The sequence below is a fragment of the Pseudomonadota bacterium genome (assembly GCA_036339585.1).
Classification (GTDB): Bacteria; Pseudomonadota; Alphaproteobacteria; order UBA8366; family UBA8366; genus UBA8366.
Genome location: JAYZAS010000001.1, coordinates 316,767 through 342,573, shown reverse-complemented (window position 1 = coordinate 342,573; position 25,807 = coordinate 316,767). Strand labels below are relative to the sequence as shown.

Annotated in this window: 24 protein-coding genes, 2 tRNA genes and 2 rRNA genes; 22 read left to right on the top strand and 6 right to left on the bottom strand. The window is 45.6% G+C overall.

All coding sequences use genetic code 11. The features are described from left to right. The 4 genes from VX941_01650 to VX941_01635 all read left to right on the top strand — a co-directional run. Nucleotides 1-350, top strand: a 23S ribosomal RNA gene (locus VX941_01650); the annotation flags it as partial. Nucleotides 351-444: 94 nt separating this feature from the next. Further along, nucleotides 445-560: ribosomal RNA gene (rrf, locus tag VX941_01645) — 5S ribosomal RNA — on the top strand. Between the two features lie 137 nt (nucleotides 561-697). Further along, nucleotides 698-774, top strand: a tRNA-Met gene (locus VX941_01640). Nucleotides 775-1,011: 237 nt separating this feature from the next. Continuing rightward, a complete protein-coding gene (locus VX941_01635; GenBank protein ID MEE2932109.1) occupies nucleotides 1,012-1,257 on the top strand; it encodes a hypothetical protein in 246 nt (81 codons plus the stop codon). Nucleotides 1,258-1,435: 178 nt separating this feature from the next. Here the strand turns inward: VX941_01635 and VX941_01630 are convergent, their stop codons facing one another. After that, on the bottom strand, nucleotides 1,436-2,347 hold the full coding sequence (locus VX941_01630; protein ID MEE2932108.1) for a LysR family transcriptional regulator: 912 nt from the start codon (nucleotides 2,345-2,347) through the stop codon (nucleotides 1,436-1,438). Between the two features lie 265 nt (nucleotides 2,348-2,612). Between VX941_01630 and VX941_01625 the strand changes: the two genes are divergently transcribed. The 14 genes from VX941_01625 (at nucleotide 2,613) to yaaA (ending at nucleotide 15,835) form a co-directional block, all read left to right on the top strand. Then, nucleotides 2,613-3,344, top strand: a complete 732-nt coding sequence (locus tag VX941_01625) for an ABC transporter permease (protein ID MEE2932107.1) — start codon at nucleotides 2,613-2,615, stop codon at nucleotides 3,342-3,344. A gap of 56 nt (nucleotides 3,345-3,400) precedes the next feature. After that, nucleotides 3,401-4,393 carry an ABC transporter substrate-binding protein gene (locus VX941_01620; protein ID MEE2932106.1) on the top strand — a complete coding sequence of 331 codons (993 nt, stop codon included), beginning with the start codon at nucleotides 3,401-3,403 and terminating at the stop codon, nucleotides 4,391-4,393. A gap of 141 nt (nucleotides 4,394-4,534) precedes the next feature. Beyond that, nucleotides 4,535-5,353, top strand: a complete 819-nt coding sequence (locus VX941_01615) for an ABC transporter ATP-binding protein (protein ID MEE2932105.1) — start codon at nucleotides 4,535-4,537, stop codon at nucleotides 5,351-5,353. Between the two features lie 23 nt (nucleotides 5,354-5,376). Continuing rightward, nucleotides 5,377-5,736, top strand: a complete 360-nt coding sequence (locus VX941_01610; protein MEE2932104.1) for a nitrile hydratase — start codon at nucleotides 5,377-5,379, stop codon at nucleotides 5,734-5,736. Next, nucleotides 5,736-6,056, top strand: a complete 321-nt coding sequence (locus VX941_01605) for an SH3-like domain-containing protein (GenBank protein MEE2932103.1) — start codon at nucleotides 5,736-5,738, stop codon at nucleotides 6,054-6,056. Before VX941_01610 ends, VX941_01605 begins: the two co-directional genes overlap by 1 nt. Beyond that, nucleotides 6,056-6,685 carry a nitrile hydratase subunit alpha gene (locus VX941_01600; GenBank protein ID MEE2932102.1) on the top strand — a complete coding sequence of 210 codons (630 nt, stop codon included), beginning with the start codon at nucleotides 6,056-6,058 and terminating at the stop codon, nucleotides 6,683-6,685. Before VX941_01605 ends, VX941_01600 begins: the two co-directional genes overlap by 1 nt. A gap of 112 nt (nucleotides 6,686-6,797) precedes the next feature. Further along, nucleotides 6,798-6,874 (top strand) — tRNA-Met (locus VX941_01595). Nucleotides 6,875-7,186: 312 nt separating this feature from the next. Beyond that, on the top strand, nucleotides 7,187-8,395 hold the full coding sequence (locus VX941_01590; protein ID MEE2932101.1) for a CoA transferase: 1,209 nt from the start codon (nucleotides 7,187-7,189) through the stop codon (nucleotides 8,393-8,395). 332 nt (nucleotides 8,396-8,727) lie between these two features. Next, complete coding sequence (locus tag VX941_01585) at nucleotides 8,728-9,741, top strand: phytanoyl-CoA dioxygenase family protein (GenBank protein ID MEE2932100.1); 1,014 nt, start codon at nucleotides 8,728-8,730, stop codon at nucleotides 9,739-9,741. Nucleotides 9,742-9,745: 4 nt separating this feature from the next. Further along, on the top strand, nucleotides 9,746-10,588 hold the full coding sequence (locus tag VX941_01580; protein MEE2932099.1) for a class I SAM-dependent methyltransferase: 843 nt from the start codon (nucleotides 9,746-9,748) through the stop codon (nucleotides 10,586-10,588). Nucleotides 10,589-10,607: 19 nt separating this feature from the next. Continuing rightward, a complete protein-coding gene (locus VX941_01575) occupies nucleotides 10,608-11,879 on the top strand; it encodes an MFS transporter (GenBank protein ID MEE2932098.1) in 1,272 nt (423 codons plus the stop codon). Nucleotides 11,880-11,952: 73 nt separating this feature from the next. Continuing rightward, complete coding sequence (locus VX941_01570; protein MEE2932097.1) at nucleotides 11,953-12,867, top strand: class I SAM-dependent methyltransferase; 915 nt, start codon at nucleotides 11,953-11,955, stop codon at nucleotides 12,865-12,867. Nucleotides 12,868-13,047: 180 nt separating this feature from the next. Beyond that, nucleotides 13,048-14,715: a thiamine pyrophosphate-binding protein gene (locus tag VX941_01565; GenBank protein MEE2932096.1), complete on the top strand. Its 1,668-nt coding sequence runs from the start codon at nucleotides 13,048-13,050 to the stop codon at nucleotides 14,713-14,715. A gap of 334 nt (nucleotides 14,716-15,049) precedes the next feature. Further along, nucleotides 15,050-15,835, top strand: coding sequence for a peroxide stress protein YaaA (gene yaaA / locus VX941_01560; GenBank protein MEE2932095.1), 786 nt, complete (start codon nucleotides 15,050-15,052; stop codon nucleotides 15,833-15,835). An 86-nt stretch (nucleotides 15,836-15,921) separates the two neighbouring features. On the opposite strand, the gene ahpF is transcribed toward yaaA, so the two are convergent. After that, nucleotides 15,922-17,475: an alkyl hydroperoxide reductase subunit F gene (gene ahpF / locus VX941_01555; protein MEE2932094.1), complete on the bottom strand. Its 1,554-nt coding sequence runs from the start codon at nucleotides 17,473-17,475 to the stop codon at nucleotides 15,922-15,924. A 105-nt stretch (nucleotides 17,476-17,580) separates the two neighbouring features. Then, nucleotides 17,581-18,144 (bottom strand): alkyl hydroperoxide reductase subunit C, encoded by a 564-nt coding sequence (gene ahpC, locus VX941_01550; GenBank protein ID MEE2932093.1) that lies wholly within the window; start codon nucleotides 18,142-18,144, stop codon nucleotides 17,581-17,583. A 166-nt stretch (nucleotides 18,145-18,310) separates the two neighbouring features. Between ahpC and VX941_01545 the strand changes: the two genes are divergently transcribed. Further along, nucleotides 18,311-19,219: a hydrogen peroxide-inducible genes activator gene (locus VX941_01545; GenBank protein ID MEE2932092.1), complete on the top strand. Its 909-nt coding sequence runs from the start codon at nucleotides 18,311-18,313 to the stop codon at nucleotides 19,217-19,219. An 87-nt stretch (nucleotides 19,220-19,306) separates the two neighbouring features. Here VX941_01545 and VX941_01540 read toward each other — a convergent pair whose 3' ends face one another. Beyond that, nucleotides 19,307-20,233: a 3'-5' exonuclease gene (locus tag VX941_01540; protein ID MEE2932091.1), complete on the bottom strand. Its 927-nt coding sequence runs from the start codon at nucleotides 20,231-20,233 to the stop codon at nucleotides 19,307-19,309. 220 nt (nucleotides 20,234-20,453) lie between these two features. Next, on the bottom strand, nucleotides 20,454-20,882 hold the full coding sequence (locus tag VX941_01535) for a hypothetical protein (protein ID MEE2932090.1): 429 nt from the start codon (nucleotides 20,880-20,882) through the stop codon (nucleotides 20,454-20,456). Between the two features lie 293 nt (nucleotides 20,883-21,175). Here VX941_01535 and VX941_01530 point away from each other — a divergent pair, with 293 nt between their 5' ends. Beyond that, nucleotides 21,176-22,879, top strand: coding sequence for a deoxyribodipyrimidine photo-lyase/cryptochrome family protein (locus VX941_01530; GenBank protein ID MEE2932089.1), 1,704 nt, complete (start codon nucleotides 21,176-21,178; stop codon nucleotides 22,877-22,879). 19 nt (nucleotides 22,880-22,898) lie between these two features. Here the strand turns inward: VX941_01530 and VX941_01525 are convergent, their stop codons facing one another. After that, a complete protein-coding gene (locus tag VX941_01525) occupies nucleotides 22,899-23,444 on the bottom strand; it encodes a glutathione peroxidase (protein ID MEE2932088.1) in 546 nt (181 codons plus the stop codon). A gap of 212 nt (nucleotides 23,445-23,656) precedes the next feature. On the opposite strand from VX941_01525, the gene VX941_01520 reads away from it, so the two are divergent. Together VX941_01520 and VX941_01515 are read left to right on the top strand one after the other, a co-directional pair. Next, complete coding sequence (locus VX941_01520; GenBank protein MEE2932087.1) at nucleotides 23,657-23,995, top strand: gamma-butyrobetaine hydroxylase-like domain-containing protein; 339 nt, start codon at nucleotides 23,657-23,659, stop codon at nucleotides 23,993-23,995. A gap of 64 nt (nucleotides 23,996-24,059) precedes the next feature. After that, nucleotides 24,060-25,790, top strand: coding sequence for a fumarate reductase/succinate dehydrogenase flavoprotein subunit (locus tag VX941_01515; GenBank protein ID MEE2932086.1), 1,731 nt, complete (start codon nucleotides 24,060-24,062; stop codon nucleotides 25,788-25,790). Nucleotides 25,791-25,807 lie beyond the last annotated feature (17 nt).

Genomic DNA, 25,807 nt, shown 5'->3' with positions numbered 1-25,807 from the left:
CCCAAGGGTTCGGCTGTTCGCCGATTAAAGTGGTACGTGAGCTGGGTTTAGAACGTCGTGAGACAGTTCGGTCCCTATCTGCCGTGGGTGTTCGAGACTTGAGAGGAGCTGCCCCTAGTACGAGAGGACCGGGGTGGACGTACCTCTGGTGTACCGGTTGTGGCGCCAGCCGCACCGCCGGGTAGCCAAGTACGGAAGGGATAACCGCTGAAGGCATCTAAGCGGGAAGCCTCCCTCGAAACTAGGTCTCGCTTGAGAGTCGTGGAAGACCACCACGTCGATAGGCCAGGTGTGGAAGCGCAGTAATGTGTGAAGCTAACTGGTACTAATCACTCGATTGGCTTGATTTCAAGATCATCCGTGACGATCTGCTAACAGCATATATAAGAAACAGTATATGCAAGGCATCGTTGGTTTGTAAAACCCGTCCAACTTCATGGATGGTTTGGTGGCCCTGGCGGGGGTCTCAACACCCGAATCCATTCCGAACTCGGAAGTGAAAGCCCCCAGCGCCGATGGTACTTCGTCTTAAGACGCGGGAGAGTAGGTCGTTGCCAAGCCTTCCATGCAGTTGGGCAACAGTGACATAATCGTTAGTGCGTAACACACTGAGCTCTAATTTTGTGTTCTTTTTTGCCAAGGGATAAGAGAGATGCGCACGTTACCTGTGCGGTTCTTTCTATAACACTTTTTCTGGCGCGGGGTGGAGCAGTCTGGTAGCTCGTCAGGCTCATAACCTGAAGGTCGTAGGTTCAAATCCTACCCCCGCAACCAATAAAATTAACGACTTAGCCGTCCTTCGGGGCGGCTTTTTTGCGTTTGTTCGCACGTTTGTTCGCACGTCATTTTGTGACCTGCAGGGCAGACGCCTGACGGTCGGTGTGTTTTTTAGAGAAAGTGGATGTAGTCTTGGCACATTGAAGCCTGAAATTTGGCAGTAGTTGTATTGTAGAGGACAGTGCTAGTTGGGAAAACTAATAATGTCCAGTTACTATCCGAGAGGCAAACAGCATGAACATCTTTAAACATCTAATGCTAGTCGCAGGCCTCTCTCACAGAGAGGCTGCGGCCTACCATGACGTACGTCTCGACACGATAAGAAGTTGGTCGATCAATCGCAATCCCGCTCCATCAGGCGTGATCAATGAGCTTACAGAACTGATTAATAAAATGCTTACCGCTGTTGATCAGGCTATGGAAGCTATAGAACAGCAGCACACGAGCCCAACGGTAATCGAATTGGGCTCATACAGATAAAAAGCGCATTAGTCTGTTATCATCCCTAACGAATTCTGTCAGCAAATCATCGAAAACGGCTATGTTCGCTCTTGTCGGCGAACTGCGCAACCATCAATATTTGTGCTATTTTTAAGGGGGCAAAGTAAATATATTAAAAAAATAATCAATTATCTTAGGCTGGTTCTGTCTGAGCCGACTAAACGGATTGATATCTTTTGGATAAAACCTGTGCCAATTGCGTGGCAAATTTTGCTGCCGCGACAGAGAGAACACGGCCGCGTAGATGCCCAAAATGCAAAAGTCCAGTTGCTATATCTGAGGAGGCAATCGGTCGGCTTATGACTGATTTTTCGGTTTCATTCGCAGCCAAACCAACTTCTATCTGAAGCGTTATTAGGTCTGTGTTGCTAACAGCCATGCGCAAGAACTCAAAGCTATCCGACTCCAAGGATGGCAATATGGATTGGTTGAGTTTGGCAATCGCTTGGTCAAATAGCCATCTGACACCGTAGGCCTTCGTTGGCAGCGCCAATGGGTATTCCAGACAGTCGTGAAGTCGTAATTTAGTTTTTCTTGCCAGCGGGTGAGATCTATCCATGACTGCAAGAATTTCTTGGCGAACGGTGATTATCGGGTGGAAATCAGACATTTTGATAGGCTCGAAGACGATTGCGAGGTCGGCGGTGAAATCCGCTAAGGCGGCCTCCGCAGAGGACCGATCCCTTGGCAAAACACAAACCTGAATCCTTGGGTGTTCAGTTCGATACCGATCGATTTGTTCAGGAAGAAAAAATGGCAACAGTGCTTGGCTACAAGCGATTGTCACTTCGCCGCGCCGAAAACCAGATAAATCGGCAATTTGCGATTTTATTCTTTCGAAGTCAGACAGTTGCGTTCGTATATGCTGGATCAGAATTTCGCCCGCTGCATTTAAACGCACTCCGCGTGGCAATCTTTCAAATATCTGTACTTCAAGTTCGTCTTCTATGGATATGAGTCGCCTGTTAAGGGCCGAAGGAGTGATCGAAAGTGCCTCCGCTGCGCGCCGGATGGACCCTGCCCGGACAATCGCGTCAATATACTTAAAGTTTATAAAGGCTTTATCCATCAATCCCACAACCTCACTGGAATGCCGAAACGGTTTATGTACGAATTTTTGCACCAGTAATAGTCAAAATTAACAGCAGACAGCAACACTTGTCACGTATACACGTATAAAGCCTAAAGAAATAGCCTGTTCACCGAACCTGTAATGCCGGAGAGCAAAAATTATGTCTTTTGACACAAGCCATTCTGCCAAAAGCACCAAGTCGCGGAAGCATTGGGGTGAAGAGTGGGTCTCATTCAGGCCGATGATCTCTTCTCTCTCTATAATGATAACCGGCCCCCTTGTATTAGTCGCCGTTTGGTGGATTGCATACGAATTCCAACTTGTTGATTCTAAATTGCTGCCCTCACCCTTCGCCACCTTGGCAGATACCGGGAACAACATCGTCTTTGGTAATATGATGGAGGATTTTTGGTATACATTCGAACGTGTTTTTTACGCTTTTGCCCTTGCGACCATTGGCGGTGTCCCCATCGGTATTGTACTCGGTGTCAATGAAAAGGTTTACAGATCAGTTGAATTTATCATCGATTTTTTCAGATCGACGCCAGCGACAGCCATGTTTCCGCTGTTCCTGCTACTCTTTGGGTTAGGTGACTTTTCGAAAATTGCGGTAGCGGCGTTCGCCGGTTGGCTCATCGTCGTTTTTAATGTCGCCTATGGGGTCATGAACGCGCGCCGTACCCGGATGTTAGCGGCTAAATCCATGGGGGCGTCCCCACTTCGTATCTTTTTCGATGTAATATTTTTTGAAACGTTACCCCAAACTTTTGTCGGCGTCCGCACCGGGATATCAATCGCGCTCGTTGTCATCATCGTGGCCGAGATGTTTATCGGCGCTACGGATGGTCTTGGGCACAGAATTATCGACGCCCAGATCTCTTACAACCTAACTGACATGTATGGTTCTATCCTCGTTACGGGGGCAATGGGGTATGGCCTCAACGTCTTATTTCTCGCCATTGAGAAGCGACTCGTTCACTGGTCCGGACACTGACACCTGCGAATGCATATTTAGTCAATCTTAATGCTAACAGAAAAGGAAAGTAATAAATGCTAAGGAAAATTTTCGCCGTAACTGGCCTTCTTACTATTCTCGGCGCAGGGCCTACCTATGCCGCGTGCGATAAATACGAAGAGGTCACTTCCGCGTGGCTCCCTATAATGCAAACCACAGCTTATTACGTGGCAACAGAAGAGAATCTGTTCGAAAAAGCTTGCATAAAGGTCAAATCTAATAAAATGCAGTCGCCTAATCATATTATCGACGCTTTGGTGGGTGGGCGCGCCGATTTCGGCCCGCCAGGTGCGGCTGCAGGTATTGCTATGCTCGCTGAAGAAAAGTTTCCAGGAACGTTCAAAGTTTTCGGTTTGCAAGGCGGCGGCATTAAAGTCAATCTCATAAACGACGGCTTAATTGTTAAAACAGGTTCCCCGATCAAAAGCTTTGCCGATTTGAAGGGCTACACGATTGGCCACGTACCCGGCATTCAATGGCGAACTATAACGAAGCACCTTGTTAGATCGGCCGGCCTTGATCCAAACAAAGACGTCAAGCTGGTCGACCTTGCCGTGCCGCAGCAGGTGCCCGCGGTGCTTGGCGGTAGCGTTAACGCAACACTGTCGCTAGAACCCGTGGGGTCAATTGCAGCGGCAACTGACGGCGTCGATCGTGCCGTTGTCAACCCAGTCGCCATGGTGATTGCCGATCCGTTCTATTCAGGTGCCGCTGTCCTGACAATGAAGTTCATCAAAGAACGCCCAAGCGTTGCGCGTAAGATCGTTAAGATCATTGATAAAGCAACCGCGCTGGCGATGGCTGACTTCGACAAATACAAGACAATCATTCCGAAATACACGGCGATTCGAAATACCCAACTGGACTTACTCGCGAAGCCATACCTACGGAGCTTCTCTGATCTGAACGAGACTGACCTTAACTCTTATCAAGCGTTTGTCGATGTGTTTTTTTCTGAAGGAGTCATGAAGAAGAAAATGAATGTACGCACGAAAATCCTCAAAATGAGCGATTTTGGAGATAGCTAAAACCGATTGTAGGCTGGGAGGCACATGTTACTGTGTCTCCCCGCGCGCACAAATTATGGGGTGCGAGGGGTGTGCTTTCTCGGTAGGATGTCTCCAATAAACTTGTTAATGTTACATCGCCCAAAGGTTATGGATCAAATTATGTCTATGGCAAAAACTGACACCGTGGCAAAGGTCAAAGCTGTTCGTCGCCGCGGCAAACTTGTGATTAAGAGTTTGCAAAAGTCATTTGGCAGGAGGGTCGTTTACGATGGGTTCGATCTTGAACTGGAACTTGGCACTTTCACCAGTGTCTTCGGCCCAAACGGCTGCGGTAAAAGTACTTTGATTAATATGATATCGGGGTTGATGCCGCGCGACGGCGGCAGTGTGCTATACGACGGTAGGACGATCGCGGAAACAAGCATATCTTATGTTTTTCAAAATTATCGAGAGGCATTATTCCCCTGGCGCCGAGCCATCGACAACATTCGCTATCCTATGGCTCGGAATGGTTATTCGAAGAAAGAACAGGAGAGTCGGATTGAGCAACTTATCGAAGATTTTGGTATTCGCATCGACCTAAACGCTTATCCCTATATGCTGTCTGGCGGCCAACAGCAAGCCGTATCAATTTTGCGCGCACTTGCTATTGAGCCCGATGTGCTATTTTTGGATGAGCCATTCTCGGCACTTGATTATGAAATGACATTGCTCATGCGCGAGAAGCTGCAATCAATTTTCGAGAAGACAAAAACGACCATGATCCTTGTCTCTCACGATCTTGAAGAGGCTGTGCAAATGGCTGACAAGGTCCTTTTGCTTTCAAGGCGTCCGACCCAAGTGGCGGCCTTGATCGAAAACCCGCTGCCGCGGCCGCGGGATGCTGGCACCCTGACGGAGTCTGAATTTGTAGACTTGCGCAGCGAGTGTCTGAAAATTTTCCAAAAAGAAGCGCAGGTCAATGAACTGTCGAATTGAATGTTTGAGTTGGTGAACGTTGTATGAATAGCAGAAATAAAAGCGAAAACAGCCCTCGCGGCTATCATGACATTGGCGGCGACCCCGCTGGCGCAATTCCGAAGACCGAGTTGCCATGGCTGCACTGGGAAAAGCAGACGGAAGCAATCCGCAATCTTTTAGGCGATGGAACGAGGCGTATCGTTTCGCTAGATGAAATGCGTCGTGGGTTCGAGAGTTTCGGGGCTGAGAAATACAAGGTTTTATCATTTTACCGTCGCCGACTCGATGCCATGATCGATGTACTGATCGAAAAGCAGGTGATTACTCGCGAAGAATTGGATGCGGCAATTAGTGAGAAACGCGTCGTCTGGTCAAAGGTTGCTAGGGGGGAGACCCCTTAATGGGTATGGCGGCACATTATCGGCGATTTCACGAGGGTGATTGGGTCAAGGTTAAACATCTTTGCAAATCCGGCCATGTGCGTATTCCTTTCTATGTCCGCGGCAAACGCGGCGAAATTGTCAATTTTTGTGGCCGATATCTTAATCCCGAAGATCTTGCAATTGGAAATACAGCAGGTCCGGCTATCGATTTGTATCGTGTTAAGTTCGCTCAAGGCGACCTTTGGCCGGATGAAGGGATCCCAGAGCACGATCATTTAGTGATCGAAATCTATGACCACTGGCTATCGTCTGCAGAAAGCAGCAAAGGAAGGCAATAATGCCCAGCAGTAATACTATAGACGACAATTCCTGTGAAAATCATGAGGCGTTAGTTGTCGAAGATGATGCTGGAAACCTAGAAGGACAAATAATTATTGACGCGCTGCAGGAGGTCCTGGTTGCGCATGGCTTATTGACAGCACCCGAGGTTCTCAAAGAGATTGAGAAGCTTGAATCTCCGGGCGTTCATCTAGGCGCAAAAATTGTTGCGCGCGCATGGTCCGACCCTGACTACAAGGCGAAGCTACTCGAGAACGGCAAGCAGGCTATAGGTTCTATCGGTATCAATGTTGGCGAAGCGCAAATCATTGTCGTCGAAAACACGCCAAAGAAACACAACTTAATCACTTGTACTCTGTGTTCGTGCTACCCACGGTCCATATTGGGCCAGCCACCATCATGGTATATCTCAAAGGCGTATCGCGCTCGCGCGGTCCGTGAACCTCGCAAGGTGTTAGCTGAATTCGGTACAATTCTGCTGGATGACATGGAATTGATAGTTCACGATAGCAACGCCGATATGCGGTATCTTGTACTACCTGAGCCGCCAAAAAACTTAGCCGACATGAATGAAGCGGAGATGGAAACCCTCGTCACTCGGGACCGGCTTATCGGTGTCACGCGTTAATTATGTAAACCCCAAGTCAATTAATTAGGCCGCATTATGATGCCTATTGAAACTTATTGTGATCAACATGCAGCAGATTTTTGCGGCCCGTGCGGAAACAAGAATGCTTTAGCGCAGGGTGGAGCAGTCTGGTGGCTCGTCAGGCTCATACCCTGGAAGTCGTAGGTTTAAATTCTGCCCTCGCGACCAATAGAATCAATGCCTTAGCCGCCCTGCGGGGCGGCTTTTTTGCGTTCGTTCGCAAGTCATTTTGTCACCTGCAGGTTTGACACCTGAAGGTTAGGGGTTGAAATTTATATTCTATCTTTAATACTTCCACCTCTTAAATGCCCAATCTGAGGGAGTTTCGGCACGCTTAATTATATTGCTTGTAGTCCACTCGCTATGATTTTGAAACAAATCCCTGGTGCTTTTAAACATCGTACGATTTTTAATTTGCCTAGTCGTCTTAATAACGGTTATTTCTGCACTTCTTGTCTTTCAATATAAGAGTTCGTAGAAATGGTGAAACCACCTCTCGATGGCGTAAGAGTCCTTGACCTTTCATCTGTTGTTGTAGGCCCTTATGTCTCACAATTCCTAGCTGATTATGGTGCCTCAATTACTAAGATCGAGGCCCCTGGAGGAGACATACTTAGGAAAATGGGCGGGCCCTCCAAGTCTGGAGAGCTGTCACCAAAATTCATGAACTTGAACCGCAACAAGCGCTCTATAGTGATTGATCTGAAGCACGAAAACGCTGGTGAAATTTTAACAAAGCTCATAGAGAGCCACGATGTTTTTCTGAGCAATGTTCGCCCACAAGCGTTAAAGCGGCTTGGTCTCGATTATCCATCCTACAAAAAACTAAACCCGAAGGTTGTCTATTGTTCAATCGTTGGTTTTGGCCAAAAGGGACAATACAAGAATAGGCCTGCGTATGACAATGTTATTCAAGGTTCCGGCGGGATTGCCGCTTGCCATCACCGTCAAGGCGGGCGGCCAAAATACATGCCGATGGTCGTCGCGGACCGATTGACTGGTTTGATGGCATGCCAAGCGATTTTGGTTTCCCTCATGTATAGAAACCGGGATAATGAAGGCATTTTCATGCAAGTGCCTATGTTTGAAAGTTTGGCTGAGTTTGTCCTAATTGAGCACATGGGACAGTTAATCTATCCTGATTCTGACGGACCCAGCGGTGACCTGCGTGTGCTTGATCAATTTGCAGTTCCGATTGAGACCAAAGATAGCTTCATTTGCATTGCTGCTAACACCCAGAAACAAGCGGCCGGATTATTCGAGGCTATTGGGCGGCCTGAGTTGATTGAAGACGAACGCTTTAACTCTGTCGCAAACCGTTTCAAAAATGTGACTGAGTATAATAGTATCCGTAACAATGCCTTGAAGAATAAAGTGACAGCCGAATGGATGGAGATTTTTGACCGACTGGATGTCCCTGCTATGCGCTACAATACCTTTGAGGATTTGATGTCCGATCCGCATATGTTAGATGTGGAAATGTTTCGACAGCAGGAGCACCCAATTGAGGGCAAGGTCTATACTATGAAGCAACCTACTGAGTTTTCTGTCGAATGGGAGCGCGGTCAGACTTTGGCGCCTGGTCTTGGTCAACACTCCGGGGAAATAATGGCCGAACTGGGTTACTCGGAAGACGAAATTTCAGAAATGGCCGCGTCTGGCGTGATCGTTAACAAGCCGGTCTCTTAGCTGACTTGATTGATGTGCCCGTCTGATAAAAAGAGAACTTAACAATTCTGGCTTTCCAAAATATCGCCATGCTATTTTTTTAGAATGCGAAAAGAAATTATACGGGCCTGATCGTGAAATAATGTGAACTTTAAATAAGCCGCCAAGTCTTGTGGCCCTTCTCATCATAGAGAGTGCTAGATCCTTTGGCATGAAGTTATAGATTTTAACTTGCCAAAACCCTAATATTATAAGATTCTACTTTCCGCATCAGACCCGCATAAAAGTCTGAAGATTGAGTTTCAATAACATTTCACCGAACACAAACTTCCCATAAAAAAAGGTAGTTAGCCTTGAAAAAAAAAGATACGCAGAAGCATTCTGCTGGTTTGTTGGTGGGCGAAAATGCTCTTCAAGCAGATGTCAATCAGCCTTGGGAACAAGACAATCAAGCGTGGTGGGATTGGTATGTGACACTAGCTGAAAACATCGAAGAGCAGCCAGTCGAGCTAATGCCCATGTCCTCTGTTCAGGTTAAAGACTTGCCAAGCGATGAAGCCATCATCGAAGAGTTAAGAACCCCTTTTCCCTTATCGAGTAAGGATCGAGGGGAATTCCAACAAAATGGTTTTATTAAACTAAAAAAAATTCTGACGCATGGGGCGGTAGTCCGATTACGTCAAGAGTTAGTTAGGTTATTAGGTGAGTCTTTTAAGTCTTCCCTTGATGGTGATGTCCGTGATCGCTTCTTAAGCCTTGAGATGGCGTGGCTTAACAATCCACTTATCAAAGCTTTCGTGCTTAGTGAAAGGATTGGTAAGATTTGTGCCGAACTTTTAAATGTAAATAGTGTGCGTCTCTATCATGATAATATTTTGTCCAAGGAGCCAGGCTGCGGCAGAACACCGTGGCATTACGACGACCACCATTTTCCTCTAGCTACAGACGATGTTGTTACGGCTTGGATTCCGGCACAACCAATTCCAGTTGAAATGGGCCCCTTATCTTTTGCAAAACCGTTGAGTGTTTTTGAGTTCGTTAAGGATATTGAATTTAATAAATTTGACACAAGTTACGATAAGAAAATTAACGAAGTTTTTAAGAAAAAAAATGTTGCAGTCGAGGATAGTGCTTTTGACATCGGAGAGGTCAGCTTCCACCATAACCGGAGTTTTCATACGGCGGCTTCCAACAGAACAAGTCAAAGCAGAGTTGTGCTTGCAAGCACCTATTTTGCAGATGGAGCTCGGATTGTCGATAAGCCGACAATGGTGTCAGGTGACTGGGGAAAATTTATTCCTGGTGCTGGTCCGGGTGATAAAGCCGCAAGTGAATTAAACCCGATTTGTTGGCAGGCCAAGGATTAAACAAATGACAGATACCTTCCAACGAAGTTGTGCGCACTGGAGTGAGGCTGGCCGTGCTGAAATGGACAGATTCTATGCTCTTGCCTCTGTTGACTATAAACACCTTGCTGAAGCCATCGATTGGAAGAATTGGTTTGAAGAACGCCAAAAAGTGGTTGGTCAGCGCAATTTAAAGCTATTGGATGTGGCTTGCGGTTCCGGTAAGTTTCCCTCTGCACTCAAGCAATTTGGCCGCTTGTCTGAAGCAAGTATATTGCCTGTTGAATACTCTCTCCTTGATCCATCGGCATTTTCAATTTCCGAAGCGCGGAAAGCTCTTTTTCCGCCATTCCACTGCAGCGCTGAATTTGAAATGACGCTGCAAGCGTTGGCGTGTGAGCCAGGCGCTTTTGACATAGTTTGGGCTACTCATGCGCTTTATGCGGTACCTAAAGAAGAGATTCAGGCTGCTCTAGAAAGGTTTGTTCTCGCGTTGGACGGCGCTGGCTTTATTGCTCACGCTACTAGTAATTCGCACTATTTGAGGTTCTACAGACATTATATCAATGGCATTAAGGATGGTGCGGGAGTGCCATTTTCGAGCGCTGAGTTAATAGCTGAAACATTGAAGGCTATGGGAGTAGATTTCAAGGTCAAACAGATTTCTTATCAAAACACTGCGCTCGAAAATGCGAGTGAACATGTAGAAGGATACCTGCAGCGCTGTATTTTTGACGATACAATTGGTCTTGAAGCTATGCTTAAAAGCCCGGTGACTGGTCCTTATTTAAAGGAATGTCTGCAAAATGGCATATGGCGCTTTGATCAACAGGTTATGCTATTTTTTATAAAGGTCGCCGCCATTTAATTCATCATGTCATGGGGCGATGGCACTTTTTGGAATTTATTTTAATCGTATGAATGCTTGTAGTTTGTTGAAGCGCGCAGCACCGGCTCTCTTTTTTGGGTTCCTATTAGCTTTTAGTTCTAATGTTGGGCAAACCTTTTTTATTGCTCTTTTTTCAGGGGAAATTCGAAATGACTTGGAGCTATCTCACGGGAGATTTGGGGCCATTTACTCCGCGGCAACACTTGGCAGTGCGATAGTTTTCTTGTGGCTTGGAAAATCAACAGACAAGTATGACTTGCGTCTGCTTGGCGCTATCGCTTTATTAGGTCTAAGCGGGTGTATGATAGTTATAGCCAACACATACTCAGTCTTTGTGCTCTGCTTGGCCCTTTTTGGAATGCGTTTGTTAGGTCAAGCACTTCCAGGTCATATCGCAATCACTGCTATGGCGCGTTGGTTTTCGGCGGAGCGCGGGCGTGCGATTAGTATTGCGACGCTTGGGTACCCAGTTGGGGAGGCCTTGCTGCCAATTCTTGTTGCTACTTTCTTAACATTCTTGACTTGGCGTGAGATCTGGGCACACGGTGCTCTTATTATACTCATCATTCTGTTGCCTGCTATGCTCTGGAGTAGCCATCTTTTACGATCACGAAACCTCGATCGGCATCAGCAATTATTACCCGAAAAGACAAAAGAAGGATTTAAGTGTTGGACCCGTGCGCAAGTCCTGCGTGACCAACGTTTTTATATATTATTGCCTGGTCTTCTCGCCCCCCCTTTCATCATCACAGGCGTTTTGTTCCATCAGGTCCACCTTGTCGAAATGAAGTCATGGTTACTTCCCGAATTTGCTTCTTGTTATCCGCTTTATGCGATAAGTGCGACGATAGTTACTCTAGTGGCTGGATGGATGGTAGATCGATTTGGTGCGGTGTATCTCTTGCAGTTTTACTTGCTACCCCTTGCTTTCGGCCTTGCCTTGATAGCCTGTATTGACGAGTTTTACGTAGCTCCAGTATTTATGGCCTTGATTGGTGCTTCAGCTGGGGGGGCGACTGTCCTATTCGGAGCGTTATGGGCTGAGATGTATGGCACTGCAAACCTTGGGTCCATTAGATCTCTGAGCGTGACGCTACAGGTCTTTTCAACTGCTGTTGCGCCAGCGTTACTGGGGGCGTTGATTGATGTTGGTATTAGATTAGAAACACAATTTTTAGTCCTTTCTCTGTACGTTTTTATTTGTGCTGCTGTCTTCGGGTGGATGAGGCGAACCCTCTCAATAAGACAGTCACCGCCACGCCACGCATAAAGGCATACGCAATACGTAACAGGATCACTGCCGGGAATATCTCTTAGATTCAATAGTATGGACTCTCTTAATAATGAATAAACCTATCTACGATGAGTCATACTGGATGCAGTGCCTGATGAGGGGAGAGCAGCCAAGTGATGAATCCCTACGCGAGCACCTTTTATTGGTTCATCGTAATCATCCCGGCTTTGCAGAGTCTTGTGCCCTAAAGTGCCGGGACAGTTTGGGTCGTAACAGTTACGAATTACTCGCAGGCGTTATGGACCCAAAACGACACTCACATATTTTGGATCTTGCTTGCGGCAGCGGTGTTTTACTTGAATTATGTCGACAGCGGTGTGAACCAAGCTCAGAATTAATTGGTGTTGATATGAGTGTTGAGGAGCTAGTATTAGCTCGACAACGCAACCCTGAATTAGAAAATAATTTGTATGTGGGTGTTGCACAGGACCTACATTTTATAGACGATGATTTCTTTGACATTGTTCTGTGTCATTGGGCTTTAACACTGATGGACCAGGTTCCTTTGGTGTTACGGGAAGTTAAGAGGGTGCTGAAAAAGAATGGAGTTTTCGCAGCTATTGTGGATGGAGATCCCAAAACCGCACCAGGTTATGATGAATTACACAAGATAATTTATTCTTTTGTTAAACAGCAGCACCCTAGATACGGTGGGATCGACTTGGGTGACCCTCGTGTACGTGAGGGGGCATCTCTCGCGCGACTTGCGAAACAAACTTTTACTGATGCGGAAGTGGAAATCGAGCCTATGGTCTTTTATTTGGATGCTACGCCTGATGTTTTAGCAAGGGAAGTAGCAGGGTTCTTCTATGCATCGTTTGTGGTAGCCCCCCAGGAAAAAGATCATATGCTAATGCAGCTTGAGAGATTTTTTGAAAAGCAGGGGAAGGGTAATCAATGCAGGTTTTCTCTGCCAGTCAATAAGCTTGTAGTTTGCCTGTCACCAGATATTGGTAGAGGCTAGCATTGGGTGCAAGAAACCTTCACTAACTCTCGTTCTTTGCTAGGGAGCGCTCAAACCTTTATCACGGCTTCTTGCGTGTCGGATAGAGCAGCCTAGACTCAGCTCTTTAGGCGAATGTATAAATATTGCGATATAATAAGAGCAATATTTTAATTTCTCTGTTGCCTGAAAGGGCGTGTCATGGCTGCGAACCAGATTTCCGGACGATCGGCATTCCTTACGCTGCTAAAAGCTCAAGGTGTTTCCCATCTTTTTGGTAACCCTGGAACTACAGAGCTGCCAATTATGCATGCCCTTAAGGACCATCCAGATCTAACCTACGTTATGGGAATGCATGAAGCGATTGTGGTTGCGATGGCTGATGGGTATTCCCGGGCAACGGGTGAGTTGGTTGCGTGCAACGTGCACGTGGCGCCTGGCCTCGGCAATGCTATGGGTTCACTCTACAACTGCAAGTTTACCGGAACGCCATTGATAATAACAGCGGGACAACAAGAACTAGGACACGGCTTGACAGAGCCGTTGCTTTACGACCCGTTGGTGCCAATGGCAGCGCCTTTGGTTAAATGGGCTACCGAGATTACTCGCCTAGAAGACATGCCACGTATTATACATCGTGCCGCTAAGATTGCTTTAACGCCACCCACTGGCCCCGTTTTCCTATCTTTGCCCGGTGATATTCTAAACCACAAAGCCGGAATTGAAATTGGTTCGATAACTCGTATAGATACGCGGAATAGGCCGTCAGTAGAGGCATTGGCCAGTGTTGCTGAGCGTATACTCCGTGCTGAAAATCCGGTAGTGATTTGTGGTAATGAAATCGTGACGAGCAACGCATTGATCGAGGCTGCGGACTTTGCGATAACGCTGGGAGTTCCGGTTTATCAGCAAACAGTACCCTATGGTTCCCATTTTCTTTCTGAAAAACCATGTTTTATGGGTGCACTTTCACGCAACCAGAGGGAAGTCCGGTCAATTCTAGAAGCTTTTGACCTGATGATTGTGTTGGGAGCTGATGTACTGCGTATGTCGGTTTGGGATGATGTTGATCCTATGCCTGCCGATCTTCCCATTATACAGATTGGTTTGAATGATTGGGAGATGGGTAAGAATTATCCAACTGAAATGGCGATTGGCAGTGATATCCGTGAAACACTCCGAGCGTTGATCCCTCTATTAAAAGAAACGGGCGGAACTGCTTTAGACGTTTTGGCGAAAGAGCGTCTTAAAGCTCTCTTAAACAAAAATTGGTCTACAAAACGGACGAAACTCACACACCGAATATCTAATGAAGGCAGTGGCATTCCAATCAATCCCGATTGGCTTATGCTGCAATTAACAGAAGCATTGCCCAGCAATACTATTATTGTAAATGAAGGGTTAACCGCGGCACGGTTTCTCAATGACCTCTGGCCATATCGTGAGAGGCATGATTATCACGGACTTGCTTCTGGGGGCATTGGCTGGGGTATGGGAGCCGCCGTTGGGGTTCAATTGGCCCATCCCAGAAGACCCGTTTGTGCTATCATAGGTGACGGCAGCTCAATGTATAGCATTCAGGCGCTTTGGACCGCGGCTAATCACAAACTTCCCATGACATATATCATTGTAAACAACGGCGGTTACAGAATTATAAAGCAGCGACTGGTAGCATTTCATAAAAATGATAACTTTATTGGTATGGACTTCAAGAATCCTGAGGTTGATTTTACAGCGCTTGCGATGTCTATGGGGGTCGAAGCTCGCCGCATAGAAGATCCCTTAGATTTAAGAGATGCACTTGAAAGTGCTTTTGCCAATAAAAAAGGCCCAAATTTAATTGAAGTTATGTGTGACAGTAGTTTGTAAAAATTTAGAAATCGACTCTCTTGGGCGAGAAGACGAGAAAATAAAACAAGAATCATCTCGTATTTTCTTAAAAGCAGACCAACTTAAAGAGCCAAGTGGTATTCGGTCGAATGGTGGTTTTTCTTTTGTCAAATAAGATGGGCAAAAACACAAAACTTATCTGCATTTGTGTCGTAATATAACGATTAAAAAAGGCGGCAGGTACAACTTTAATGTTGAGGTTTTGTGCACCAAACAATTGATATTGGTGTGCAGGTGTCATATTTAGGTCACAACCTACCCACGCGTACTAACCCGGGCCGGCCGGGTTGATGTTAGGAGGAAAGGAAATCATATGCTTACTTTACTATCTCCAGCAAAAAAACTTGATATGGAGCCTATTACGATCGGTGTTCCTATTACTCAACCGCAGTTATCTGATGACATGGTTGAACTAGCAAGTATTGCCAAAAAGCAGACAGCTTCCGATTTAAAAGAACTTATGCACATAAGTGACAAATTAGCCGCCATTAATTATGAACGGTTCCAAGCGTTCAATCTGGATAATATGAGTAATAGTGCAAAGCCAGCTGGTTTCGCATTTGACGGAGATGTTTATTGGGGGTTGCAGATAGATAGTCTTTCAAAAGATACGTTGGAGTACGCGCAAAGGCACTTACGCATCCTCTCAGGCCTTTATGGTCTTTTGAGACCGTTGGATGCGATACAGCCCTACCGTCTTGAGATGGGCGCTAAGTTGAAAAATCATAGAGGGAAGTCCCTTTATGAGTTTTGGGGGACGCGCATCGCAGATGAATTGAATGCTGATTTTGCCGACCACAATGACGCGACTGTGGTTAATCTTGCCTCAAATGAATATTTTAAGGTGGTTGATCGCGATGTGTTAAAACGGCCCGTGATTACTGCCAAATTCCTCAATATCAAAAATGGCACACCCCGGTCTCTTATGTACTATGCTAAACATGCGCGCGGTTCGATGGCGCGTTGGATCATGGAAAATCGTGTTGACCGGGCGGAAGGCTTAAAAGATTTTAATTCAGATGGATACATTCTAGACGCGCCCGCATCCACTGAGTTTGAACTGGTTTTCTCAAGGCCTCAGCCGCCCAAAAAAAATTAATGACATAGCAACTATTTTAAGCGCAATGTATGGGCTTATCAGGGTTAGGTTATTTGTGGGGTCTCATGCAAAGTCAAAGATAGAGGCTAGTTCTTTAGCATATGATCGAATGCTGATAATGAAGCTTTTGAACCCTCACTCATTGCTACTACAATTTGCTTATACGGGACGGTAGTCACATCTCCGCAAGCAAAAATTCCCTTAACATTAGTTTCACAGCGGTCGTTAATGACGATTTCGCCCCACTTGGTGGTTTTTACCAAGTCCTTAGCAAATTCGCTATTTGGCACTAATCCTATCTGAACAAAAATACCCGATAAATTTAACTTTGTAATCTTCTTCGTGTCACGATCAATATACTCAATGCCCGTAACCTTACCATCAGCAGCTAGAACTTGCTTTGTTTCTGCATTTTTTATGATTCTGATTTTTTCTTTGGTGCTAGCTTGGTCAACTAGTATCTGATCAGCCTTTAATTCGGGCAAAAACTCCAAGACGGTAACTGAATTAACAATATTCTCAAGATCGAGTGCGGCCTCCATTCCAGAATTACCCCCTCCGACCACTGCCACATCCTTGCCTTTGTAAAAGGGGCCATCGCAGTGTGGGCAGTATGCAACACCGTTTCCAATATTTTCTTTTTCCCCTGGGCAACCTAGTTCACGCCATTTAGCGCCACTAGCGATGACAATTGTTTTCGTTTCAATTATCTCACCGGATGAAATATGGATTAGTTTTATCTCTCCGTCATCTATCTTCGTTACTCTTAGATGCTCCTTTAAGGTGATCTCATAATCTTGCATGTGGGAGAGCAAGTCGGAAGTAAGGTCTGGGCCCGTTGTTTTTGAGACTGAGATAAAGTTTTCTATCCCCAGTGTATCTTTAAGCTGGCCACCAAGCCGGTCTGTAATGACTGTCACCTTCAACCCTTTACGTGCCGCATATATAGCCGCTGAAACTCCAGCTGGACCCCCGCCGATTATAGTTACATCCTGTAATGGCAATTCGGATTTTAGGTGTATTGGTTCAACACTGGGAACTCGTTCCAACAAACGATCGACTAATGTAGAGGGGTCAATTTTTCCGTTCGCAAAAATATCACCATTGAGAAAAACTGTTGGTACCCCCTGAATATTCCGGTCTTCCACTAACTTCGGAAATAGACCCCCATCGATCATTTCAGAGCTGATCAGAGGGTTTAAGCTGCTGAATTGATTGAGGGCTTGCACAACATCCGGGCAGTTGTGGCAGCTTAGACTTACAAATACCTCAAACTTAAGGGGAGTGTCGATACCCTTGATGAGGGTTTTGAGACTCTCATCTAATTTACTAGGTGTGCCAGTGGTATTGAGCACCGCTAATATCAAAGAGTTGAATTCGTGCCCGCTTGGAATGCCGGAGAATTGAATCCCGGTTTCCTGTCCGTCGACCTCGAGTAAAAAACTGATTGGTCCGCGCAGAGTGTTAGAGGAATCGCGTTCTTCAACAGACAGCCTTTCACTTGTGCTGGCAACCTCAGATAGGAATGTTAATAATTCCTCACGCTTCTCATGCACACCCTTTTGCAATACAAAAACTAAGTCGTTTTTCATTGCTGCAGTATAGGTCGTAAGTGCGTCCTTAATTTCTTGTGTCAACATATGCCGTGTCCACTGCCCCTGATAAAGCGATAAAAAGCACACACGCCCCGACAAAAAAGCCGCGACGTGTGCGCCATGATTTTCTACCTACGCGTGCTTTGTCGACTAGATTTTGCCGACAAGATCTAGGCTTGGCGTTAAGGTTTTCTCGCCCTCTTCCCACGCTGCTGGGCAGACTTCGCCATCATGATCCGCAACATATTGGGCCGCTTTAACTTTACGGACCATATCTTTGGCTGAACGCCCAATGCCCAAGTCGTGAATCTCACATACTTTGATTATTCCCTCAGGGTTTGCCAAGAAGGTGCCTCTCAATGCAACACCCTCCTCCTCGATCATTACTCCAAATCCCCGTGTTATGGCTCCTGTTGGATCACCAATCATTGGGTAATTCAGTGTGCCGATGGCATCGGAAGTATCATGCCAAGCCTTATGGACAAAATGTGTGTCCGTCGAAACGGCATACACCTCTACGCCTAAACCTTTCAGTTCGTCATACTGTTTTGCCATGTCTTCTAGCTCGGTTGGACAAACAAATGTAAAGTCTGCCGGATAAAAAAGAAAGATCGACCATTTGCCCTTGACGTCATTGGAAGACACTTCCTTGAATTCGCCTGAATGAAACATTTGAGCGGTAAATTCTGGAATCGATTTGTTGATCATATTCATTTTTGCTACCTCATTAAGCCTGAAAGTTTTGTAACACTACAAAATCACATAATAGTTATAACTTTTTTCATAATGATCAAGAAGCGCATGATTTGAAAATAACTTATTTTCATTATATTGATTGGAAAAATCAATCGACATTTCATCACTATAGTAGGCTTTTTCCATGCGACGTTTGCCAACATTAAAACAACTTCAGTATCTTTCTGCGTTGAGTATTCACCGCCATTTTGGCCTTGCTGCCGAAGCATGTCATGTGACTCAATCAACTTTGAGTTTGGGCATACGTGATCTTGAGCAAGTCCTAGGCATACAGGTCGCCGAGCGCAGTAATAGAAAAGTGATTATGACGCCTTTTGGAGAAAGCTTATCTAGAGCAGCAAAAGACGTACTGAGTCGTGCTGAAGATTTAGTTGATATGGCAAAAGGGGCGATTACTCCGTTGACAGGTACCGTGCGTTTGGGTGTCATACCAACCATAGGACCATATCTGCTGCCAAATATTCTGTCTGATTTACAGCAAAGCCACCCAAAGCTTGAATTGTACCTTAGGGAAAATTTTACAGATCATCTATTAAGTGAGCTCAATAATGGCGAGTTAGATGTTCTATTACTAGCATTACCATTTGAAATTGGGGACGCGGAAGAGTTAATCCTATTTGAGGATCGTTTTGTATTAGCTTGCCCGAGAGATCACCGTTTATCAACCCGTGATTCGGTAAAAACAAGTACACTGGCTGATGAGAAACTGCTTTTACTTGAGGATGGACATTGTCTGAGGCGTCATGCCTTGGAGGCTTGTAGTTTGGTGGACAAATCAAAAAGTAGAAAACTTGAAGCAACTTCTATGTTTACGTTAGTGCAGATGGTTTCGTTGGGGCTTGGCTTGACCCTACTGCCCCAAATGGCAATTGATGCTGGCATTACAAAAGGGTTAAACATAGCACTAGTTCCGTTGGTCAAGTCAGCTGGTTTTCGAAAAATTGGACTTGTTTGGCGAAAGACTTCAACTAGGGGTGAAGAGTTCCGATTGCTCGGCAAAGAAATGTTAGAAATATCCGCAAAGTCCGGATAAGAAATTAGCATGAGCCGGCTCTTTGACCATATTTCGCGGATCTGACAACATTAGTCACTCATAACGGTTACTGCACAAATATGAAATTTAAAACTCCCACATACGGTTTGAGAAGCGATTGAATGCCGTTACCTTGCGGGGTGCAATCTCCCGTTCTGTGTCATAAACATTCGAGTTTAACCAGTTAATCTCGCTTTTCTCATCGGAGCATACAGTCCACCATACTCTTCCATTTGGGAGTCCAGCTGGGCGCCAACGGTATCCTCGATCGCGTAATAGGTTCTTTTTGTGGAATGGAGCATCGAAAGCGCAAATAAGGTATTCGATTTTTTGAGCCGCTGCTCGAACAACCTCTAAAACCGGCCTGCCTGATTTTGGTAGGGTTTGAGCCAGGATAGCTAAGCACGCCTCACAATCTGCTAACGCTGTGTGGCTGTCGTAAAACCAACCAAATTGCGCTCCTATGTAATCCAGCTTGCCGGCAGCATATCCTTCGCGGAGCCAATCAACAGCGCGGAAAGTACAAGCCCACGGTTTTTTTGAGAAGCACGGCCAATGTTTTTCAACCATTACTCGATCAAACTGTGCGTTGTGAGCAAAAATGATGTCCGTGTCTTTAACAATATTATCTACGGCATAATTATCTATCGTTTTCCCACGAACCATTTGGTCGGTTATGCCAGTAACTAAACTCGCCTCTTCCGATATTGAAGTGCAGGGCTCCCGCAGCCCTTCGAATGACATTTTTTTGCAGACATTAGTGATTCTATTATCTTCTGGGTCATATTCAAAAGGTAGCATTGCCAGCTGAATTACATCATCGTTTTCGAGGGAAAGTCCAGTGGCTTCGACGTCAAGCACAACCCCACGCTTGACTTTCGAGCCAGACGGTCGATTGAACATGTTGGGTATTTTCAGTCGGCGTAAAACTTTCCAATCTTCTTCAAGTATCCCATTGTTGGTTTTTATTATGTCCGACACTTCGAAGTCGAAGTTTGGGAATTCGTTGCTCATGAGGTCAGTTTCTCAGATTAAAAATGATTATGTAAAAGCGTGGCTATAATTTGAAGAAAAGGAATGCGCGCTCTCAAAAATCTATGTTGAAACGAATGAAAGAATGCTTTTGTGCATTAATTTTTACTAATCCTGGATAAGAACACGCATCAAAAATATAAATGGAAACCTATTTTTTCTATATTGGGCCGGTTGCATTGTATATCTAACGACCCTCACGTTACATGGTAAATTTCGATGGAGGTTGCGGGTTTTTTAAAGGATTTGAGTCGTGTTTTTTCAGGCTTTCGATGAGACCTTCATTAACCAGAGGTGCTAAATCAATCTCAAGTGCATCTGCCTTGTGTTTTTCATAGATCTCATCGCCTTTTATATAACAAGAAAAAGATTGCATGAATTTCTTTACTTTTTTTGGGTCAGCAAGAGTTGCTTTTGTCCATCTATAGAGCGGCTGATTAGTTTCGCCTGATTCCTCGGCTAACGCGCAATATTCTGAGAAAGCATCGTATTGGCATTTGAGACAAGCTTGATGCTTTGATAGTACTTTGTTTAATCGGGTAAAAGAAGTGTCAATTGGATCTTTGCGGGCAAGCTTTGCTCTCTCCTCACTCAAAAAGATCCGTATCTGGTATTTCCATTTTTTTGTCATCAGTAATCCTATTTTATTTAGATCAGTGTGGTTCTTGTGATGCGGAAAGTATCTTTTACTTGCAGGCACTAAACATGTTTATTTGGCTCCTCAGCGGACTGCTGATACTCATTATGTAGCTCAACAGCATTCTACCTCTGTTGGGGGAAGACACCACATTTACCTACTACAAAAATTCATTTTAGATAGCATCTACAAGTTGCATCAAAAGTAACGTATTTGATGAGCATCTATCCCCTTGATGATTAAGGTTCACTTGTTGTCCGCAGCTGGCAATGGATGCAGACTGGTAAATGCCTGAAAAAGGTTCAAAGGTCACTTCCACTTCGTTTGTCAATGTGATCCAAGAGCTAATATCTGCCGTTGCTATAGTATTGTATATGCATCGGTTGCGGGGCGTTCATAGTACTCTTGGCAAACAGAAAACATTGAGGATCCGCTTCATGCAAAACCAAATCGTATGGTTTAAACGAGATCTTCGTACCAAGGATCACGCGCCGTTATTAATGGCTTCTAAGGTTGGACCCGTCTTGCCTTTGTATGTCGTAGAACCAGAACTTTGGAAACAGGCCGATAAATCTGCCCGCCAATGGTTGGTTGCTTCGAACGCCCTACAAGAGTTACGGAGTGAACTAGCCGCCTTGGGTAGCCCACTTGTTATACGCATTGGTGTAGTTACTGATGTTTTATCTGAAATTAAGGCGCAAACAGGTATTGGAGGCTTATGGTCTCACGAAGAGACTGGCAATGGCTGGACCTATAACCGAGATCTTGTCGTTGCCGCATGGGCACGCTCTGAGGGTATTCCTTGGCATGAATATCCCCAGTTCGGTGTTGTGCGAGGCCTAAAAGACAGAGCCAGATGGAGCAAGAGCTGGGATAAGTTTATGCAATATCCTGTATCGGCCCGACCAGCCGGCCTGAAAAGTGTAAAAAAGAAAATGCAGTCCGTTTGTATCCCAAAGCCTGGCATACTTGGATTAAAAGCAGATGGGGTCTTTGACGCACAACTTGGGAAACGGTCGCGCGGTTTAGCGCTTGTGCAAAGCTTTCTCAACTGCCGTGGGGCACGATACCATAAGGAAATGTCTAGTCCTTTGACCGCAGGAACGAGCTGTTCGAGGCTTTCAGTTCACCTGTCTAACGGCACTGTTTCTCTGAGGGAAGTCAGCCAAGCTGCCTCGAATCGGCAAAAATACATCGCATCATTGCCATGTGAGGAACGCGGTGACTGGGGCCGTGCGATAAGCGCTTTTATTGGGAGGTTGCATTGGCATTGTCACTTTATGCAAAAGTTAGAAAATTCACCGTCACATGAGTTTCAAAATGTTCACAGAGGGTTCGATAAATTACGTGATAGAGGGTTTGATGAGACCCTCTTTGATGCTTGGGTTGCAGGAAAAACTGGCTTTCCTTTCATAGATGCTTGTATGCGTTCTTTGAAGGCAACCGGTTGGATTAATTTCCGAATGCGCGCGATGCTTACTTCCTTTGCATCGTATCATCTATGGCTGCATTGGCGTGAACCCGGCCTTCATCTGGCAAGATACTTTAATGACTATGAGCCTGGCATACATTGGAACCAAATACAGATGCAAAGCGGAACGACGGGCATAAATACGGTGAGAATATACAACCCCGTCAAACAATCGCGCGATCATGATCCTCACGGGGAATTTATACGGCATTGGGTGCCAGAGTTATCGGGTGTGCCAGAAAGCTATATACACGAACCTTGGCGAATGGGTCCGCTTGAGCAAGAGGCATTACAATTACAACTCGGTAAAGACTATCCTCTCCCAATCATAGATCATCTTGTTGCGGCTAAGAGGGCAAGAGAACTAATATATGCAATTAGAAAAGAGCCTCTTTTCCGAGAGGAAGCTGACGCAATTTTGAAACGCCACGGCAGCCGAAAGTTACGCAAAGTGAGCCGCTCAAAAAGAGCAAACTTGGTTACAGCACCCGACAATTATCAACCGACTTTCAATTTTTAGTCTTGATGCTGGCGCGCGTTCATTTTTCGAGGCTTCTTTCAATTGCTCTTCGCACCTTTGTAGACGTCGGTTGTGTTGGTGAAGAAAACCAATCTATCAGTAAGCCGTCGCGATTGATCAGGTATTTGTGAAAGTTCCACCTCGGCTTAGCTAGGCTGCCGAGTTGCGTTTCCGCCCAAGCATAAAATGGATGGCGTTTTTGACCTCTAACGGGAGTCTTATCGGTCATTGGAAATGTTCGACCATAATTAGCATCACAGAAGGACTTAATTTCTGCATTTGTATCGAATTCTTGGCCGCCGAAACTACCGGATGGTACAGCAATAACTACCAATCCCTTCTCCTTATATGATTCCCAAAGGGCTTGCAATAATTTGTACTGAGATGTGAAACCACAGTGTGACGCCGTATTAACCAATAGTATCACCTTTCCTTTGTATGCTTTGAGGGGCAAGTCGCGGCCATCTATCGATTTGAAGGAGAATTGATAGGCTGTACCACGCGCCTCAATTGCTTTGGTAGGCATCAGGTTAAATAGAGTGATGAGAAGTGTTATAAGTCGCATTCGTATTATTCGCTCTTCGATGTAGTTTTTTTATCTGCCTACTAAGTGTTTCTTTTGCACTAATAATTCAACTGCTGTTAGTGATTCGGCCACCTCCCTTGCTACAAAACAAGACGTTGTCCCAAATACTTGAGCGTCTGGCAATTAATTGCTTACATTTCTTTTTAAAAAAAATATTTTATGCGGAACGCTAACAATTTGAAGTAACAACCGTGACCCCAACTGAAATCAAATTATCTCGGGATAAGTCAAAAATCATTATCAGCTGGCCGGATGGGGATAAGGTAGAGTTATCTGCTCTGCTATTACGGCAGCGCTGTAATTCAGCTAGTTCCAAACGATCCCGTATTGACGGCGCTGAGGAGCTGAAAACAGAGCATTTAACAATTGCAGAAATACGCTCTGTAGGACTTTATGCGATCAACTTAGTGTTCTCTGATGGGCACGACCGTGGAATATACCCTTGGTCCTACCTGAGAGAACTGTGTTACGAACGACTAATGCGTGGCGTGGCGGAAAAGGCATGCGAGCGAGCGCTTTCGATAGGTTAAGCGTTAGTGTTAAATAGAATTCGGCGTCTCGCCACGCCTTGGCAAGGGAAAAAAGGGAAAGGTTATGGATGAAATAGGCACTGGGACAGAGACCTTCGACTGTGATGTGTTGGTGATCGGTGGTGGCACCGCAGGGCCGATGGCCGCGTATAAAGCTAAACGCAAGAATCCCGAGGCAAAAGTTGTTTTATTGGAGAAGGCTCACGTTAAACGCAGCGGAGCTATCTCTATGGGCATGGACGGATTAAACAATTCTGTGATACCTGGCTATGCAACACCGGAGCAGTATACCAAGGAAATTACTGTTGCAAACGACGGAATAGTAAATCAAGCGGCAGTCTATCGATATGCTCAAAATTGTTATGAAATGATACAGGAGCTTGACTCATTCGGCATTCGGTTTTTGAAAGATGAGACAGGTAACTTTGATGTTAAAAAGGTTCATCATATTGGCACCTATGTTCTACCAATGCCGAACGGTGATACGGTCAAAAAGGCGTTATATCGGCAACTTCGTAAAGCGCGTTTATTGATGACAAATCGTTTTATGGCAACACGTCTGTTGACTGGTAAAGATGGTCGTATTGCGGGAGCTATCGCTGTAAATACCCGTGATGCTACTTTTTTGGTGATCAGAGCCAAATCAGTCATCCTTTGCATGGGAGCCGCCGGCCGACTAGGCTTGCCCACTTCCGGCTACTTGTACGGCACTTACGAAAATGCGGCAAATAGCGGGGACGGGTATGCAATGGCTTATCATGCGGGGGCCGAGCTTTCTAACCTCGAATGTTATCAAATTAACCCTCTAATCAAGGATTACAACGGGCCTGCTTGCGCGTATGTCGCAGGACCATTCGGAGGATTCACGGCCAATAGCGAGGGAATGCGCTTCATCGAATGTGACTATTGGAGCGGCATGATGATGCAAGAGTTTTACAATGAACTGCAAGGGGGAAAGGGTCCGGTTTTTCTGAAACTTGACCATCTTCATGAAAAAACCATCGAAGAAATCGAGAACACTCTTCACAATGTGGAGCGACCTACCCGGGGAAGGTTTCAGCATGGTCGTAAGGTTGATTATCGCCACGAAATGATTGAAATGCACATATCCGAGATTGGTTTCTGTTCAGGCCACAGTGCGTCGGGTGTTTTTGTAGATGAAAATGCACGGACGACTGTGCAGGGTCTTTACGCGGCTGGAGATATGGCAAGCGTTCCACACAATTATATGTTGGGAGCTTTTACCAATGGATGGTTTGCTGGAGAGGATGCAATTGATCATGCTGGAGAGGTAGATTTTGCCGAATATGATGAAGAGCAGGTGGAGAATGAGAAAACGCGCGTTTTGGCTCCGACTAAAGTCGAGGATGGTATCCCTCCAAATCAGGTGGAATACAAAACGCGCCGATTGGTGAATGATTATTTGCAGCCACCTAAAGTGACGCGCAAAATGCAGCTGGCACAGGAGCGATTTGCTGAGATTCGTGAAGACATGAAGAACATGTCTGCTCGTGACTCTCACGAGTTGATGCGGGCTTTGGAAGCTCATTCGATACTAGACTGTGCTGACATGGCAGCTTGTGCATCGCTTTTCCGTAAGGAAAGCCGTTGGGGTTTATATCATAACTATCTCGATTACCCCGAACGCGATAATGAAAATTGGTTTTGTTTTAGCCAGCTCTACAAAAATGCGGACGGACACATGGACATAAAAAAGAGGCAGGTAGATCCTTATGTGGTACCAATTGATGACGCTGAAAAGGATGCCTATGACAAACAGCGTGTCCAAGCGTAGGCGCTGTCTCTGCTTGA

Coding starts and splice junctions, on each gene's coding strand:
- VX941_01570 (MEE2932097.1), top strand. CDS start 11,953: ATGAATAAACCTATCTACGATGAGTCATACTGGATGCAGTGCCTGATG.
- VX941_01625 (MEE2932107.1), top strand. CDS start 2,613: ATGATAACCGGCCCCCTTGTATTAGTCGCCGTTTGGTGGATTGCATAC.
- VX941_01600 (MEE2932102.1), top strand. CDS start 6,056: ATGCCCAGCAGTAATACTATAGACGACAATTCCTGTGAAAATCATGAG.
- VX941_01530 (MEE2932089.1), top strand. CDS start 21,176: ATGCCTGAAAAAGGTTCAAAGGTCACTTCCACTTCGTTTGTCAATGTG.
- ahpC (MEE2932093.1), bottom strand. CDS start 18,144: ATGAATATGATCAACAAATCGATTCCAGAATTTACCGCTCAAATGTTT.
- VX941_01565 (MEE2932096.1), top strand. CDS start 13,048: ATGGCTGCGAACCAGATTTCCGGACGATCGGCATTCCTTACGCTGCTA.
- VX941_01635 (MEE2932109.1), top strand. CDS start 1,012: ATGAACATCTTTAAACATCTAATGCTAGTCGCAGGCCTCTCTCACAGA.
- VX941_01620 (MEE2932106.1), top strand. CDS start 3,401: ATGCTAAGGAAAATTTTCGCCGTAACTGGCCTTCTTACTATTCTCGGC.
- yaaA (MEE2932095.1), top strand. CDS start 15,050: ATGCTTACTTTACTATCTCCAGCAAAAAAACTTGATATGGAGCCTATT.
- VX941_01605 (MEE2932103.1), top strand. CDS start 5,736: ATGGGTATGGCGGCACATTATCGGCGATTTCACGAGGGTGATTGGGTC.
- VX941_01615 (MEE2932105.1), top strand. CDS start 4,535: ATGTCTATGGCAAAAACTGACACCGTGGCAAAGGTCAAAGCTGTTCGT.
- VX941_01535 (MEE2932090.1), bottom strand. CDS start 20,882: ATGACAAAAAAATGGAAATACCAGATACGGATCTTTTTGAGTGAGGAG.
- VX941_01545 (MEE2932092.1), top strand. CDS start 18,311: ATGCGACGTTTGCCAACATTAAAACAACTTCAGTATCTTTCTGCGTTG.
- VX941_01610 (MEE2932104.1), top strand. CDS start 5,377: ATGAATAGCAGAAATAAAAGCGAAAACAGCCCTCGCGGCTATCATGAC.
- VX941_01515 (MEE2932086.1), top strand. CDS start 24,060: ATGGATGAAATAGGCACTGGGACAGAGACCTTCGACTGTGATGTGTTG.
- VX941_01630 (MEE2932108.1), bottom strand. CDS start 2,347: ATGGATAAAGCCTTTATAAACTTTAAGTATATTGACGCGATTGTCCGG.
- VX941_01575 (MEE2932098.1), top strand. CDS start 10,608: ATGGCACTTTTTGGAATTTATTTTAATCGTATGAATGCTTGTAGTTTG.
- VX941_01590 (MEE2932101.1), top strand. CDS start 7,187: ATGGTGAAACCACCTCTCGATGGCGTAAGAGTCCTTGACCTTTCATCT.
- ahpF (MEE2932094.1), bottom strand. CDS start 17,475: ATGTTGACACAAGAAATTAAGGACGCACTTACGACCTATACTGCAGCA.
- VX941_01525 (MEE2932088.1), bottom strand. CDS start 23,444: ATGCGACTTATAACACTTCTCATCACTCTATTTAACCTGATGCCTACC.
- VX941_01580 (MEE2932099.1), top strand. CDS start 9,746: ATGACAGATACCTTCCAACGAAGTTGTGCGCACTGGAGTGAGGCTGGC.
- VX941_01540 (MEE2932091.1), bottom strand. CDS start 20,233: ATGAGCAACGAATTCCCAAACTTCGACTTCGAAGTGTCGGACATAATA.